Consider the following 14,345-nt stretch of genomic DNA (forward strand, 5'->3'; position numbering starts at 1 on the left):
TCATGCTCCCTCAAGCCTTGTTCGGAATGTGCTGCTCGTGATTCGCCAGGTACCAGTTCGCCACCTCTTCCCGGGTGGTGAACCAGACGCCTGGCAGGGACTTTGCGAACGCCAGGAACTCCCGCAGGGCACGAATGCGGTAGGCACGTCCGCTGACATGCGGATGGAGGCCGACATTCATGATGCGGCCCGTCTTGGCGCCTTCCTGGTGGAGCACGCGCAGTTCCTCGATCAACACATCGCGGTACTCATCGGTCGTGTGTCCACGACGCGTGAGCAGCGTGAAATCATTGATCTCGTTGGAGTACGGGGTGGAAACGATGGGGCCGTGGGGGGTGTGAACCAGATACGGCTGGTCATCGTTCATCAGATCGCAGTAGAACTTGAGGCCCTTTTCCGCCAGCAGATCGGCGGTATTGAGCGTGCCCCGAAGCGACGAAGACAGCCAGCCCTGCGCCGGCCGGCCACAGGTCTGCTGATAGACCGCCAAGGTCCGCTCGATGATGGCGCGTTCACGCTCCCGGTCGTGGGCCACATCGGTCAGCAGTTCGCCCTGCTCGTAGTTGTGGGCGATGACCTCGCAGCCCCGCTGCAGCGCAGCGTCCACCATCTGCCGCCGACGCAGCCCGGTCACCGCATTCATCGTCACCGCAGGCTTGATCCCCATCTCATCAAAAAGTTCATACAGCCGCCACACGCCCACCCGCTGGCCGTATTCCCGCCAGGTGAAGTTGGGAAAGTCCGGCACGTTGCCCGGGAGAGTGTCCGGAAGGATGGCTGGGCCGCCTGCGTAATAGGGCTTGTCCGTGTCCTTGATCAGGTCCCAGGTCTCCAGATTGATCGTCAGGAAAAGGGCCACCCGATGCCCTTCAGGCCAACGCAGCGGTTGGCGTTCAGGCAGAGGGATGTAGTTGTATTGCATGAGTTTCTCCAGGGTCTCGAAGAGGGACGATGGCAATCTTGATCAGGGGGCTGCAGCACGAACGCTTCGGCAAGGTGCGCCGGCCTCCACGCGTTGAAGGAACTTCAACGCGTCCGCAGCGCTGCGTTGGGGCTGATCCACGATCAACAGATGGCCAGCGTCTGGATAGACCACACGCTCAGCATCACACGCATGGCGCAGGCCGCTCACAAACAGGTCGGCGGTGGCCGGCGTCAAGGCTCGATTGCCGCCGCCCCACAGCACCAGCGTCGGCGCCCGGACATGGCCAAGCACACGCATGGGATCCCCCCGCTCATACAGCGTCCGGCCAGCGATGGACTCCTCGCCCCGCCCGGCGATGTTGGCAAAGGCGAGCTTGCGGGCCACCATCGAGGACGACAGTCGGTCCGGTTCCACCAGCATGTGGAGAAGATTTCGCTCGATGTCCGCGGCAGTGATGACCGTGTCCCGAAAGATGCTGGCGGACGACGGTGCTGACGCTGCCGGCGACGAACCGGCCGCTACGGCCCGGGGAGGAGGTTTGCCGGTTTCCACCCCTGCCGAGTTGATCAGAATCAGGGCATCGACCCGTTCGGTCCGTGTCGCCGCATAACGAAAGGAAACCAAGCCACCATAGGAAATGCCAGCCAGCGAAAAGCGCTCCACCCCCATCTGATCCATGAAGGCATCGATGAGATCCAGCAGACGTGCCGTGGAGTAGTTGCCGCTGCTCAGCGGACCGGTGAGGCCAAAACCTGGCAAGTCGATGCGCAGCACACGCCGGTGGCGCGCCAACACAGCCACCCAGCCGTCCCAATCAGCCACATCTCCCAGCGTACCGTGGATCAACAGCACCACGGGACCCCTGCCCTGGTCCTTGTAGTGCACCTGAACGCCATCAATGTCGGTGAAGCGGGAGTCCGCATCCGCGAATCTCGCAATGACCTGTTGGCGATCCAGGATCCGACTGGTCGTCGGCGGATCACTGTCTACGGATGTCGCGCTGGCCGGGGCCAGTTGGAGCGCCATCAACAGCAGTGCTACCGCAGCCACCATCCATCGGAATTGAACCGGCACGCGGGAGTCTCGGCAGAGGGACGGCCGGGACGACAATACGTAGGCCATTCGCCTCCCTTAAACGTTCAGCGGCGTCGTCGCCACATCGAAGTCGAATTCCATGAAATCGTCCTGGGGCAACGGCGTTCCATCGTCGGCATCAATGGGATGCTGATGCAAACGCAGTCCATGGGCATCAGCGCGTGTCACCGTGCGGGTCGCGCGCCCATGACGCACGCGCTCATAACAAGCCAGAGCTGCTTCCACATCGTGGCCTTGGGCAAGCGCACGCGCCATCAGCACGCCATCCTCAATCGCCATCGCTGCCCCCTGGCCCAGGAAGGGCAGCATCGGGTGAGCGGCATCCCCCACCAGGCTGACCCTTCCCCGCTGCCATTGCGGCAGTTCGGCACGACCGAACAAGCCCCATTTGAAAGCGCTGTGGCGACCCAAGGCGTCAATCATGTCGCGCACGTCCGGATGCCAGTGCTCAAAGGCCGCCTGCAGGTCCCTGGGATCTGCCGCCAGCGACCACCCCTCTTCTGTCCAGTGATCAACGCGGGCAAAGGTCACCACATTGAGCGCCTCCATGCCTCGCACGCGATAGCGCAACAGTGAGCGGCCCGGACCGAGATAGACGGCGGTATCGGGATCGAGGTCGCGTTGCTTCAATTCGCGGGTCGGCACCACGCCGCGCCACGCCACATAACCGGTGAACCTGGGAGCACCGTCCCCATACAGGGCGGCACGCACGGCCGACCGGACGCCGTCGGCCCCGATGAGACAGGCGCCGGTATATCGGCCTGCGGCCGTCTCCACCGTCACGCGCCCGTCCTGCTGCTCGACACCCAGAACGCGTGCGCCCAGGCGCAGTGCGGTCGGGTCCAGACGTCGCAACGCATCCACCAGCACCGTGTGCAGATCGGCTCGCAGCAGCTGCAGATACGGACTTCCCCAACGGGCCGCCATCACATCGCCCATTTCGTAGGCCAGCAGTTCTTCTCCGGTACGGTAATGCTTCAGGGCCGCACGTTGCGGGCGGTTCGCCACAGCGCGCAAGGCTTCTCCGACCCCCAGGCTGTCCAGGGCACGCGTCGCATTGGGCGCCAGCGAAACCGCGGCTCCCACCTCGCGCAGTTCATCCGCCTGCTCCAGCACAAGCACCGAAACACCGGCCCGCAACAATCCGATGGCGGTGCACAGACCGGCAATCCCGGCGCCGGCGATCAGCACAGACCGGTCGTAAGTCGGTTCACTCATGGCTGTGCGGTCTCCGCAATCACCTGCCTGTAGCGCTCCCGGCTGTCTGCTTCTGCGAGTTCGTGGGCGTCCTTGCTGGCCAGGTAGTACAGGCGTTGGAACAACTCCTGACGCGCCTTCTCCCGCGCATCGAGCGCCGCTTGGTCCAGGCTGAGGGATTCAATCTCCCGGGCCAGGTCGATCCCATGACGAGCGCTGACACGCTCAATCGCGTCGACGCGATCACGCAGCACGCTCAGCTCCTGCGCCAGCACCACGATCATGGACATGGCCTGGTCCATGCCGGGAGTCTCATAGAAGTTCGGCCTCTTGCCCTTGGCATGCCGTTGCGGTTTCATCGCGCTCATGCTTTCACCTCCTTGCGGGCCACCAGGACTTCCCATCCCCCGCCCGGAGCGAACTCCCCAGCGGTGAACTCCCGATCTGCCACTGCGCTGGCGGAGGCATCGGTGTAGCCCGCCGCCCCTTCGGCTGCAGACTCGAGGATCGCCATCGGTGCGGTGGCGAAGGCCACGGCATGCGCTGGGAAACCCGCGTCAATGGCCAACTGCACCTGATTCATCTCGCGCATGGCTCCCCAAAAGGGCTCGTTGTTGTACCAAGTTTCGTTATCAAGAATGAACTGGGTGAACGGGCTCATCAGGTCGAAGGGCGGCAGGTCCGCATGGATGACGTAACCGCCGGGCGACAGCAGACGATGGCATTCGCGAATGATGCGTGGCATGGCCTTCCCACTGGTTTCGTGCAGCAGGATGTGGCTGACGATGAGGTCAAAGTAGCCGTCCTCGAAGTCGGTCTCCTCCGCATTCATCTGGGCGAAGTTCACTTGCACGCCCAGGGCGGCTGCACGTGCGTGGGCATAACGAACGACCGGCCCGCCGACATCAATGCCCCAGACCTCAGCCTCCGGGAAGAGTTGCTTGTAGGGCAGGGTCGAGTGGCCCACGGTGCAGCCCATGTCCAGGATGCGACGGGGTTTAAAGTCAGGAAGCTGGCGCTTCACATAGTTGCAGACCGAGCGGCCCATGTCGTCGCTCAGCGGGCCGGTGAAGCCCATGCCGTACAGGTAAGCGCCTCGGTCATACAGTGCAGCCACACTGATATCACCCGGCGCCAGTTCGCTCGCATAGCCACCGGGCATGCAGTGAATGTCCAGCGCTGTGACGTAGCGAGGAACCTCGAAGTGCTCCGGGATGCGCAACTGAGCGGCCGCCGATGCAGACAGCTCATGGGCACGCTCATTCAGCTCCGGCAACTGGCGCTGAACAGAGTCGATCACCGAGTTCCACATCAGTTCCTGCGAGATCCGATTGAGCGCGGCATAGTGCTGGAAGTAGAGATCAGGCTCCATGACTTGCCGGATCTCACGTCGATCCCGAGGCTGGCGACCGTACTGGTCTTCAAATCGCTTGCCGGTGCGCTGTTTGTAGACCGGCGTCAGCCCCGGAAGCAAACCTTGCTGCACGAAGCCCTTGAGGCTCTTGCAGAACTCCTGCCTGGAAGCCTCATCGTGGGTGGCTGTCGGCAGCATGGAGTGCTGAGCCTGTTGAAAGGTATTGAGCACGTAGATGTCCTTGATCGATAACGGACGCGACCCTGCTGAGCAAAGCCTGTGTGACCGACTGTAGGAAGGGATCGCGTTTTTGGGGTGAATGAATTGAGTGGCTAGCCACCTGACGAATAGGCTTGGCAGCTCAGGCCGCGCCCATGTCCTCCATGAGCCGCATCACGGCTGCTTCCGCCGACTCGCATGCGGCCTCCATGCCCGCATGCAGCTTGCCGCAATGCTCCCCGGCGAAGTAGAGCCGCCCGACCGGACGATCCAGCCAGGGCAGATGTCGCCGGATGCCTCCGGGAACGAATCCAGCCACATGCCCGCGGTTGAAGGGTTGGGTGGTCCAGTTATGGACATGGGTAACGTGCACGGCGCCGACGGTGGAGGGACGCAGGCGATTCAGTTCCGCTATCACCCTAGCCCCCACTTCCGAGTCACTCATTCCGTCGAACCGCTCCGTCCCCCGACCATTGATAAAGGTCGCCAGATATCCGTGCGCCGCCCCCTTCACCGACATCGGAAACACACGCTCGATGGGCCCATCCGACCAAAGCTCCGGCGACAGGCCATCCCGCTCCCAAAATGGCGTACTGACCTCCAGAAATACCTGGAGCAACTGCCCATAGCGAATCTGACGCCAGGCATCACGCTGGGCGGCCGGCACATCGGCATCGATGCGGATGTCCTTCATGACCGACAAGGGGACGGTGCTGATACAGGCGCGGGCGCGGTGAGTACTGCCATCCTTGCAACTCACCACGACCCCTGATCGATCGGGCTGGATGCGATACACCACCCGCCCGAGCTGGACCGGCCTCTGCAGCGAAGCGGCCATGGCGTCGGTCAATGCGCTGGTCCCGTCGCGCACTTTGCTGGTCACACCGTTGCGCGCTTCCCAACGGTAGAAATGGGTCTTTCGCATGACGTCCAGCGTGTTGGCCTCATCCAGGTCACGCGCGCTGACATTGACCTCCAGCAGCCGCATCGCTTCCTCGGATGCCCCTTGGGACCGGAAGTACTGTCGCAGGGACAGTTCGTCCAGTCGCGAGAACTCCGGCTTGAGCCAATCCGCCAGATCCACCAGCGGCGAATTCCTGTTCAGGTAGTACGCGAACAACTGCAGGGGTTGCATCTGGCGTTCGTGCGACGCCAACCGATTGAGGGCAGACTCGGCCCAGGCGCCCTGAAGGACGGGCTGACCATACACACTGATGGCCATGGTGCCCAGACCCAACTGGGACGAACCACCGGACTCCGGGTCTGCCAGGGCAACGCCCAGATCGGCGGCGTTTCCGCGCACGCGCCCATAGCCAGGGCCGATCTGCGCAGCCCCCAGCTCCGGACGCCCAGGAACGTCGTACGCCGTCCAGCAGCGCCCACCCACACGTGAACTGGCCTCAAGCACCGTCACCGACAGCCCCGCCCCCTGCAGCATGCGGGCTGCATGAAGCCCCGCCAGGCCAGCGCCGAGGATCAACACATCCGTCCCAGAGGCGGTCCCACGCCGGGTCGCTCCCACTGCGGGCGGTATCACGGACGTCCCAGCCATGGCGGCCATCCCCCGCAGCAGCGCCGAACGTCGGCTCATGTCTTGCGCACCCATGCATGTCCCTCTTCAATGGCTTGGGGTCAGTGAGCCACTGATCGGCCCCCAAGGCCAATCGGGGCCTCGATGTATTCATGAGGTGAGCGCGGCCGGGGGACTCTCCTCGCAGCATGAACAACGCATCCGAGGCAGGTGCCATGGTGACCATGGGTGCTTACCGTCGACCCATTCGCGGCCCGTCCGCACCCGTCTCACCCGCACCACACCTACTTCCGATGTCGCACACCCGTATTTCGCCTCTCCCGCCCCCCTCGTCCGCCCCGACATGGGTCTTACCCGCCGACACCTCCGCCTCCACTTTCACCCTCCTGGACCAATTGCGTGCCGCCGTGGGCGACGCAGGTGTTTCCACCGACGCCGACACCCTGGCGGTGGCCGCTCAGGACGTGTTCCAACAGGGGGGACTGCCACTGGCCGTGCTGCGGCCAGGCAACGTCGAGGCTCTGCAGGCGGCCGTGCGCTGCTGCGCTTCGGCGGGAGTAGCGATGGTGCCGCGCGGCGGGGGAGCCTCCTACACAGACGGGTATCTGCTGGCGACGGGCGGCCATGTACTCATCGATGTCGGGGCGCTGAATGACATCAACATCGACCCCATCAATGCGGTCGTGACGGTGGGCGCCGGAGTCACTTGGGCCACGCTGCGCGAGCGTCTGGCACCTCACGGTCTGCGCACGCCCTTCTGGGGCCCATTCTCAGGCCGGGTCGCCACGATCGGAGGCAGCGTGAGCCAGCACACCATCAGCCACGGTAGCGCAGCACACGGAGGCTCGGCGCAGTCGGTACTGGGCATGGATGTGGTGCTGGCCTCCGGCGCCCTGCTGAGGACCGGTCCGGGCTTGACCACGCGCCACGACGGCCCCGACCTCACCGGTCTTTTTACCGGGGACTGCGGTGCGCTGGGCATCAAGGCGGCCCTTCGCCTGCCTTTGATCGCCGCCAAGCCCCATGCCGAGGCATTGTCGTTTGCCTTCAACGATTTCAGCAGCTTCCATGAGCTGGTGCGCCTGAGCGCACGAGAAGGTCTGGATGACGAGCATTTCGGCCTGGATCAATCTCTGTCCCAGGGCCAGATCGGGCGCCAGCAGGGGCTGGGCGATCGGCTGCGCATCGCCAGGCAGGTCATGGCGTCCGCCAAGAGCATTCCGGCAGGACTCCGGCAGTTGCTGCGCATGGCGCTGGCGGGCGACCGAGTCATGACCAAGGGCGCCTACATGGCGCACTTCATCGTGGAGGGCGCCACCGCCACCGAGGCCGCCGCCAAGGCCGACAGGCTGCGCCTGCTCGCCATGGACCTCGGGCAGGAGATCGCGAACACCGTCCCCGGCTTCGTCAAGGCCATGCCCTTCGCACCACTGACCAATGTACTGGGCCCCAAGGGTGAGCGCTGGGTCCCGGTACACGGCATCCTGTCGCACCGTCAAGCGGCGGCTTTTCACACCGCGCTCCAGGCGCTGCGAGACAGAAACGAGGCCGACATGACCGCGCTGGGTGTGTGGATGGGCACGATGTTTTCAGCCATCGGATCGACGGGGCTGCTCTACGAAATCGCGTTGTACTGGCCGGGTCGGCCTGATCGATATCACCAGGCCTTGTTGGGAGCGGATCATCTGGCCACCCTGCCCCAGTACGAAGACAGCCCCCAAGCGGCCGGGCTCGCAGCGCGCATCAAGCAGGAGCTGGTGAGCCTGTACGCCGCACACGGAGCGAGTTTCCTGCAACTGGGCCGCGCCTACCCGTATACCGAGCGGCTGGATCCCGCCGCCCTGGCCTTGCTGCGCAGCGTGAAGTCGGAACTGGACCCGCAAAACCTGATGAACCCCGGCGTCCTCGGATTGGGCACCTGAGGTCCTTGGGCAGCGCACGCTCGCCCCCCATCGAGCCCTGCGCGGATCTCCTGCTCCGCTATCCACGGGGCGAATGCCCCCCGTGTCTCAATTGCCACGCCCCGGCCAATCACCTAGCCTGCGGTCAGCCTCACATCCAGAAGAACATCCCCATGAATTCCTCCAACTCCGCCACGCCAAGCCAACTGTCCTCCCAGGAAGGCATTGCCACAGGCACGCTGCAGGAATTCAGGCGCGACCATGCGTGGCGCATCGTGCTGGCCGCCTGGGTGGGCGTCGCCTTAGGCCTGACCGCGCTGCCGTTCTATACCCTGGGCATCTTCGCCAAACCGCTGGCGCAGGAGTTCGGATGGTCCCGGTCACTGATACAGAGCGGTTTCATGTTCTCCACGCTCGGCGTGGTGTTGTGTGGCTGGGCTACCGGCTGGCTGATCGACCGCTTCGGCGTGAGACCCGTCGCGCTGTTCAGTCAAGCCGGGCTGGCACTGGGTTTTGTCGGCATGGCATCGCAGGACGGCTCGCCCTGGATGTGGCAGAGCTGTTGGTTTGTGCTCGCCGTGCTGGGGGTAGGCACCACGCCGCTGACCTGGTCCCGGGGCATTGCCTCCTGGTTCGACAAGCGTCGCGGTCTCGCGCTGGGTCTGGCTTTGAGCGGGACCGGCGTCACCGCTCTCGTGGCGCCACCGTTGGTCGGCGCTGTTGTGTCCTCCATGGGATGGCGCACTGGCTACCTGTCCATCGCCCTGGCGATTGGCCTGTTCGCGATGCCACTGGTGTGGCTGCTGTTCCGGGAACGATCAGCCCCTGCGGGCGCTGCGGCAGGGGCACCGGGTGCCGCTCAAATCCAGGGGCTGACGCTTGCGCAGGCGATCCGAACCCGACACTTCTGGTTGCTGCTGATCGGGTTCGCCCTGATCTGCGCGGCCGTCGCGGGCCTCATTCCCAATTTGGTGCCCATGCTCACCGACAGTGGACTCAGCCTTGCCGAAGCCACGCGCTATGCCAGCGTTCTCGGCATGAACGTGATGCTCGGGCGGCTTGTGTCAGGTTGGTTGCTGGATCGCTTCTGGGCGCCTGCAGTGGCGGTGGCGCTGCTGATGCCCCCCACCGTGGCGTGTGTGCTGCTGGCGCAGCAACAATGGCCCGGCCTGGCGGTGATGATGATTGGCCTGGCGGCCGGTGCTGAATTCGACTTGATCGCCTTCCTCTGCCTGCGCTATTTCGGCACGCGCAACTTCGGCCAGATCTACGCCTGGCAGTGGGCGGGCTTCTCCATCGCCACCGGCATCGGGCCGCTTGCCTTTGGCCTGGTGTTTGACCGCACGGGTAGCTATCACCATGCCCTGTGGATCGCGGCGCTTCTCCTCACGCTGGGCCCACTTCTGCTACTGGCCCTGGGCCGCTATCCGAAGCATCTGCAGGCAGCGTAACAAGCCAGCATGGAGCACGCCTCGCGCACGCATGGCGCCATGAACTCCCACCTGCCAACATTACACTTCCGCAGACTTTCAGGTGGGGAGCGTTGGGCGCATGGCGGAACGGGACGAAATCAAGTCGCTAAAGAAGGCATTGTCCGCCATCGCTTACATGAATGAGTACGGCGATGTCACGGTGACCCAAGTCGCCAAAGGCGTGGGAGTTCCACGCGCCACGGCCTATCGCCTGCTGCAGACCCTGGCCTCCGAAGGCTACGTGGACAAGCTGCCCAATAGCGACATCTATCGGCTGACCAGTCTGGTGCGGCGGCTGTCGGCCGGATTCCGCGACGAACAGATGTTGATCGAAATCGCGCGGCCCCTGATCGTGCAGGCTCAGCAGGAACTCGGCTGGTCCATCGCACTGGCGACGCCGCGCGGCACTGACATGGTCGTCCGACTGAACACCGACCATGACTCTCCGCTGGCCCTCATCCGCTACGGCGTCGGGGCGTCTCTGCCGATGCTGCTGTCCACCTGCGGATATTGCTACCTGGCCCATTGCAGGCCAGAGGACCGGCAAGCCTTGATCAACGAGGCGCTGTCGCGCGTGGACCCTGTCCAGCCAGTTCGCTTTGATCGAGACCAGATCCAAAGGCTGATTGCAGATGTTCTCACCGATGGCTACTGCCATCTCGAATTCGATCACTATCGCGAGGGCAACCTGGGTGTGCCGCTACTGCTGGCAGGCCAACCCGTCGGAGGCATTGTCATGCGCTATATCAAGTCCACACTGCGAAATACGGACAAGCTGCGCAATGCCTATGCTCCCCGCCTGCAGCAGATCGCTAGGGAGATCGCTGCGCGACACCCTGCGCACCGGACATGGCAGGCGTCGATCCAGTCCGTGAATACGGCGCCGCACTCCCCTTCCTGAGTCGGGGGCACTCGGCTAACCTGACTGACACAATTCACAGTCAGGTCGCCCACGATGCAATTTCTCCATTGCCGCACCTCGGTGCCCCAGGTCGTACCAAGGACCGCAGCTCTGTGACGCAGCGGACCGATGTCCTCCAACGGCTGACCGACTTCGTCTGTGGTCCACCGAATGCGCATCTGGACGAGCGCCTGCTCCACGACGCCAAGCGGCTGCTGCTGAATCAATTCAAGGCCTCGGCGGAAGCGGCTCAGCAGCCGGATGGGCGCCATTGGCTCGCCCGGGCCTCCTCCTTGGCGACCAGACGCGGCGCCACAGGACCCGGCAGCGTCGGTCTCTGGTGGAGCAGCGCTCGCAGCACGCCCCGACATGCAGCAGCATTGCACCGCCGGTTGCTCCTACTGCTCGATTTTGGGGACTCACACCTGCCGACCCTCGGTCAGTTCACCAGCGATATCGTCGCCGTGCTGATGGCCTGCGCGGAAGCCGAGGGCCAATCCGGGCGCCACGTGCTGCTGTCGCTGGCAGTTGGCCTGGAGGTCGCGATTGTGTGTGCGCTGATGGGCATGAACCGCCAGACCATCGTCACCACAAGCCAACAGGCCGCGCTGTGCAAGCTCAGGGCCATGCCGTATGGGGCGGCGCGGCAGCGGCTGGAACGCGCCCTCCCTGCCGCCTGCCCAGTCGGCCCGTTGCAGCCGGAGGCGCTCAAGGCTCTGGATGAACTCGGCTGGCGCTGGCGAATGAGGGACATTGCGATGCACTGCCGCCCCGGCCCTGCCCTCGCACAGGCCCCGCTGGACGCCGTGCTGGCCCTGCGGTCAACGGCTGGGGACCGCGAGCCAAGGCGGATACAGATCCATCTGTCGCCGATGGCATGGGTATCTTCTACCTTCCCGAGGGCGGCTGTGCCCGATCCGCCCGAGAAAGGCCCCGCACCACCACCACCTCCCAGTAGCAGCGGTCCGGACCTGCGGCAGAGCCTGGCAGCCGCCTGGTTGCTAGGACAGTTCAATGTCGAAGAACGGCATGCGGCTCAGCTCGGCCACCCCTCGCTCACGGCCCTCGGGGACCGTATTGAATTCAACATCGACGCCCGCCACATGGGCCTGGAATCCTGCACTTTGACGACCGAGTTCCTTGACGGATCCACCGACCACATCCACATCGATGCCTTCCTTGGGGCCCGTCAACAGCCGCTGAGCGACGGTCAGCTGTGTGAACTGTTCCGTCAGGCCGCCGACCCGCTGGTCAGACCCCAGCGCTCCGGGGAAATCTTGCAGGCGCTCTGGAGGCTCGACTACGCCGCCGACACGCGCCAGCTCCTCGGCCTGCTGCGTGAAGCCGCTTGAGCCACTTGAGCCGGTGCCGGGCGGCCGGCGAGGTCGGACACATCAAGGCCGCCCGTCCGGGCAGATCAGGCAGTCATTGCTGCCACCGTGCGGTCGTTGACATGCCAATCAACACCAGGACTGCGGTCCGCCAAAGCTTCAGTGATCTCGCAGGCCGCGCTCATCAGGTCGCCTGCGTACCGCTGCACCGCCTCCGCCATCGGCATGGCCGAAGCAAAGAACACCAGCGTCAGTGAGGCTGCAACCGTGCCAGCTTCAAACACCGGCACGGCGATCGCGGAGGTCTTGCCTGGAAACTGGCTGTGGGGATTTCGTTCCCAAGTGGCGTAGCCCTTGTCACGGATATTCTGTACCAGACGCTCCGACTTCAACATCTCCAGCAGCGGCGTCCGACGCTCATACTCCTCCAGACCAGCCAGCAAGCTCAGCCGCTCCTCGGTCCCGACGTTGGCCAGGAATGCATGCCCTGACGCGCATTCCAGCAACGGCAGGCTGTAGCCCGGCGAGTAGTTGCAGAAGGTGAGCGAGCTCAGTGTATGCGTGGAGTCCCGCACGATCATGCTACGGCCGACACGGGTGGTCAGGGACACCGGCCAGGCATGCGTCTGGGTGAGCGACACCATGCGAGGCCGGGCCTGTTCGATCAGGCTTCCACGGTCCGCATAACCAAGCGCCAGAGACTGAACCAGCGCGGTGACCCGATACCGCTTGCAACTGGCCTCGCAGACCACCAACCCCTCATGCATGAGGGTCTGAATGATGCGAAAGGTGGTGGGGTACGGAAGCCCCACTGCTTTGGAAATTTCCATCACGGTCAGCCATTCACCTCTGTTGATGGCCTGCAGAACCGCGATGCTGCGACTAACGGAGCGGATCGGGACACTTCTTTCCATGGGGCACCTCTGAAGACGGGGGGGAGCCGAGAACCAGACCAAGTCTGGGGCTGCGACCTCTGGGGGGGTACTTCCCAATGTGTCGCAAGGGCTATGCCCTGGGGGGTGACGAAATCCCCAGTCCACGCGCGTTGCCCGCAATGCGGGCAGTGGAACAGCGCTACACCGGACTCTGACATGCGCTGTTCTCACAGCGCGAAAACATCACTGCTCTGGCTGGCAGCCCTGCGGCCCTGAGCACCAAACTGGTTCTGCAGTTGTTTCCTCCCCTTGCGGGAGGCGACGTCCTCCACCGTGTCCATCAGCCCAACCATCGTGCAACCGTTCTCCTTTCACACCGTCCCCCACCTGATCATCGAACGGGGTGGCGCCACCCGACTTGGTGCACTGGTGGCGCCTCGCTTCGGTGCGCGCAAGACCTGCCTCATCACCGATGCATTCCTGTATCGCAGCGGACTGTTGTCCGCGCCACTGGAGAGCCTGCGCGCGTCGGGCTTCGAGGTGTTGGTTATCGACGACGTGCAGCCGGATCCACCCGATCACGTCATCGAAGCCATTGCCGTGCGAGCCTGGGAATTTGGCGCCGAACTCGTGATCGGATTTGGCGGCGGGTCCTCCATGGACGCCGCCAAACTCGTGGCAGTACTGCTGGCCGGAACCCAGGCGCTGAGCGACATGTATGGTGTGGACAAGATCCGGGGAGCTCGCCGGCCGCTGATTCAGGTACCTACCACCGCTGGCACCGGATCGGAGGTCACGGCGGTCGCGATCGTCACTACCGGCGACACCACCAAGAGCGGCATCGTCTCATCCTCCCTGTATGCGGACATGGCCTTGCTGGACGCCGAACTGACGCTCGGCCTTCCACCTGCCATCACTGCGGCCACTGGCATTGACGCGATGGTTCACGCCATCGAGGCCTACACCAGCTGCCGTTTGAAGAATCCGATCTCCGACATGCTGGCGCTGCAAGCCCTGGCACTCATCGCCGCGCACCTGGTACGCGCCTGCGAAGACGGCACCGATCTCGACGCGCGGGAAGCCTTGCTGCTAGGAGCGATGCTGGCAGGCCAGGCATTCGCCAATGCCCCTGTGGCAGCGGTTCACGCGCTGGCCTATCCCCTCGGCGGCCGCTTCCATCTTCCTCACGGCCTGAGTAATGCGCTTGTCCTTCCGGAGGTCCTTCGATTCAATGCACAGGTCCCGGCCGCCACCGAGGCCTATGCGGAGCTAGCCACACGACTCCTTCCCGAGTTGACTGGTGACGCCAAGGCGCGTGCCACGGCCTTCATCCGCCAGTTGAAGGCACTCATTGCCGCCACCGGCCTGCCGCACCGCCTTCGGGATCATGGGATCGCCCAGAAAGATCTTTCCCAACTCGCGGCAGACGCCATGCAGCAGACACGCCTGCTTGCCAACAATCCCCGCGAGATGACAGAAGCGGCGGCACTGGATATCTATCGACGCGCTTGGTGAGGTGGGGTGAGCTCGGGTCCGCAGGCAAC

Annotated in this window: 12 protein-coding genes; 5 read left to right on the forward strand and 7 right to left on the reverse strand. The window is 64.2% G+C overall.

Translation table 11 applies throughout. The features are described from left to right. Positions 1–10: 10 nt before the first annotated feature. From OU995_RS20610 to OU995_RS20635, 6 genes are all read right to left on the reverse strand, one after another. Complete coding sequence (locus OU995_RS20610) at positions 11–922, reverse strand: hypothetical protein (protein ID WP_267831998.1); 912 nt, start codon at positions 920–922, stop codon at positions 11–13. 42 nt (positions 923–964) lie between these two features. Then, positions 965–2,047 carry an alpha/beta fold hydrolase gene (locus OU995_RS20615; RefSeq protein WP_267831999.1) on the reverse strand — a complete coding sequence of 361 codons (1,083 nt, stop codon included), beginning with the start codon at positions 2,045–2,047 and terminating at the stop codon, positions 965–967. 9 nt (positions 2,048–2,056) lie between these two features. Further along, positions 2,057–3,238 carry an FAD-dependent monooxygenase gene (locus OU995_RS20620; RefSeq protein ID WP_267832000.1) on the reverse strand — a complete coding sequence of 394 codons (1,182 nt, stop codon included), beginning with the start codon at positions 3,236–3,238 and terminating at the stop codon, positions 2,057–2,059. Next, the gene (locus OU995_RS20625) at positions 3,235–3,585 is read right to left on the reverse strand and encodes a hypothetical protein (protein WP_267832001.1); all 351 of its coding nucleotides are present in this window, start codon (positions 3,583–3,585) and stop codon (positions 3,235–3,237) included. The genes OU995_RS20620 and OU995_RS20625 overlap by 4 nt, the downstream gene beginning before the upstream one ends. Continuing rightward, positions 3,582–4,802, reverse strand: a complete 1,221-nt coding sequence (locus tag OU995_RS20630; RefSeq protein ID WP_267832002.1) for a class I SAM-dependent methyltransferase — start codon at positions 4,800–4,802, stop codon at positions 3,582–3,584. The genes OU995_RS20625 and OU995_RS20630 overlap by 4 nt, the downstream gene beginning before the upstream one ends. Before the next feature lie 130 nt (positions 4,803–4,932). Next, on the reverse strand, positions 4,933–6,381 hold the full coding sequence (locus OU995_RS20635; protein ID WP_267832003.1) for a flavin monoamine oxidase family protein: 1,449 nt from the start codon (positions 6,379–6,381) through the stop codon (positions 4,933–4,935). A gap of 233 nt (positions 6,382–6,614) precedes the next feature. Here OU995_RS20635 and OU995_RS20640 point away from each other — a divergent pair, with 233 nt between their 5' ends. The 4 genes from OU995_RS20640 to OU995_RS20655 all read left to right on the forward strand — a co-directional run bounded on the left by OU995_RS20640 (position 6,615) and on the right by OU995_RS20655 (position 11,947). After that, a complete protein-coding gene (locus OU995_RS20640; RefSeq protein ID WP_267832004.1) occupies positions 6,615–8,243 on the forward strand; it encodes an FAD-binding oxidoreductase in 1,629 nt (542 codons plus the stop codon). Positions 8,244–8,395: 152 nt separating this feature from the next. Then, positions 8,396–9,673, forward strand: coding sequence for an MFS transporter (locus tag OU995_RS20645; RefSeq protein WP_267832006.1), 1,278 nt, complete (start codon positions 8,396–8,398; stop codon positions 9,671–9,673). A gap of 100 nt (positions 9,674–9,773) precedes the next feature. Beyond that, the gene (locus OU995_RS20650) at positions 9,774–10,595 is read left to right on the forward strand and encodes a helix-turn-helix domain-containing protein (protein WP_267832007.1); all 822 of its coding nucleotides are present in this window, start codon (positions 9,774–9,776) and stop codon (positions 10,593–10,595) included. A gap of 113 nt (positions 10,596–10,708) precedes the next feature. Further along, entirely contained in the window at positions 10,709–11,947 is a 1,239-nt protein-coding gene (locus OU995_RS20655) for an MmgE/PrpD family protein (protein WP_267832008.1), read from the forward strand. Positions 11,948–12,012: 65 nt separating this feature from the next. Here OU995_RS20655 and OU995_RS20660 read toward each other — a convergent pair whose 3' ends face one another. After that, a complete protein-coding gene (locus OU995_RS20660) occupies positions 12,013–12,840 on the reverse strand; it encodes an IclR family transcriptional regulator domain-containing protein (RefSeq protein ID WP_267832009.1) in 828 nt (275 codons plus the stop codon). A gap of 315 nt (positions 12,841–13,155) precedes the next feature. On the opposite strand from OU995_RS20660, the gene OU995_RS20665 reads away from it, so the two are divergent. Then, the gene (locus tag OU995_RS20665) at positions 13,156–14,316 is read left to right on the forward strand and encodes an iron-containing alcohol dehydrogenase (protein ID WP_267836317.1); all 1,161 of its coding nucleotides are present in this window, start codon (positions 13,156–13,158) and stop codon (positions 14,314–14,316) included. The last annotated feature ends 29 nt before the right edge of the window (positions 14,317–14,345 follow it).

This window comes from Roseateles sp. SL47 (assembly GCF_026625885.1).
In the GTDB taxonomy this organism is placed as follows: Bacteria; Pseudomonadota; Gammaproteobacteria; order Burkholderiales; family Burkholderiaceae_C; genus Roseateles.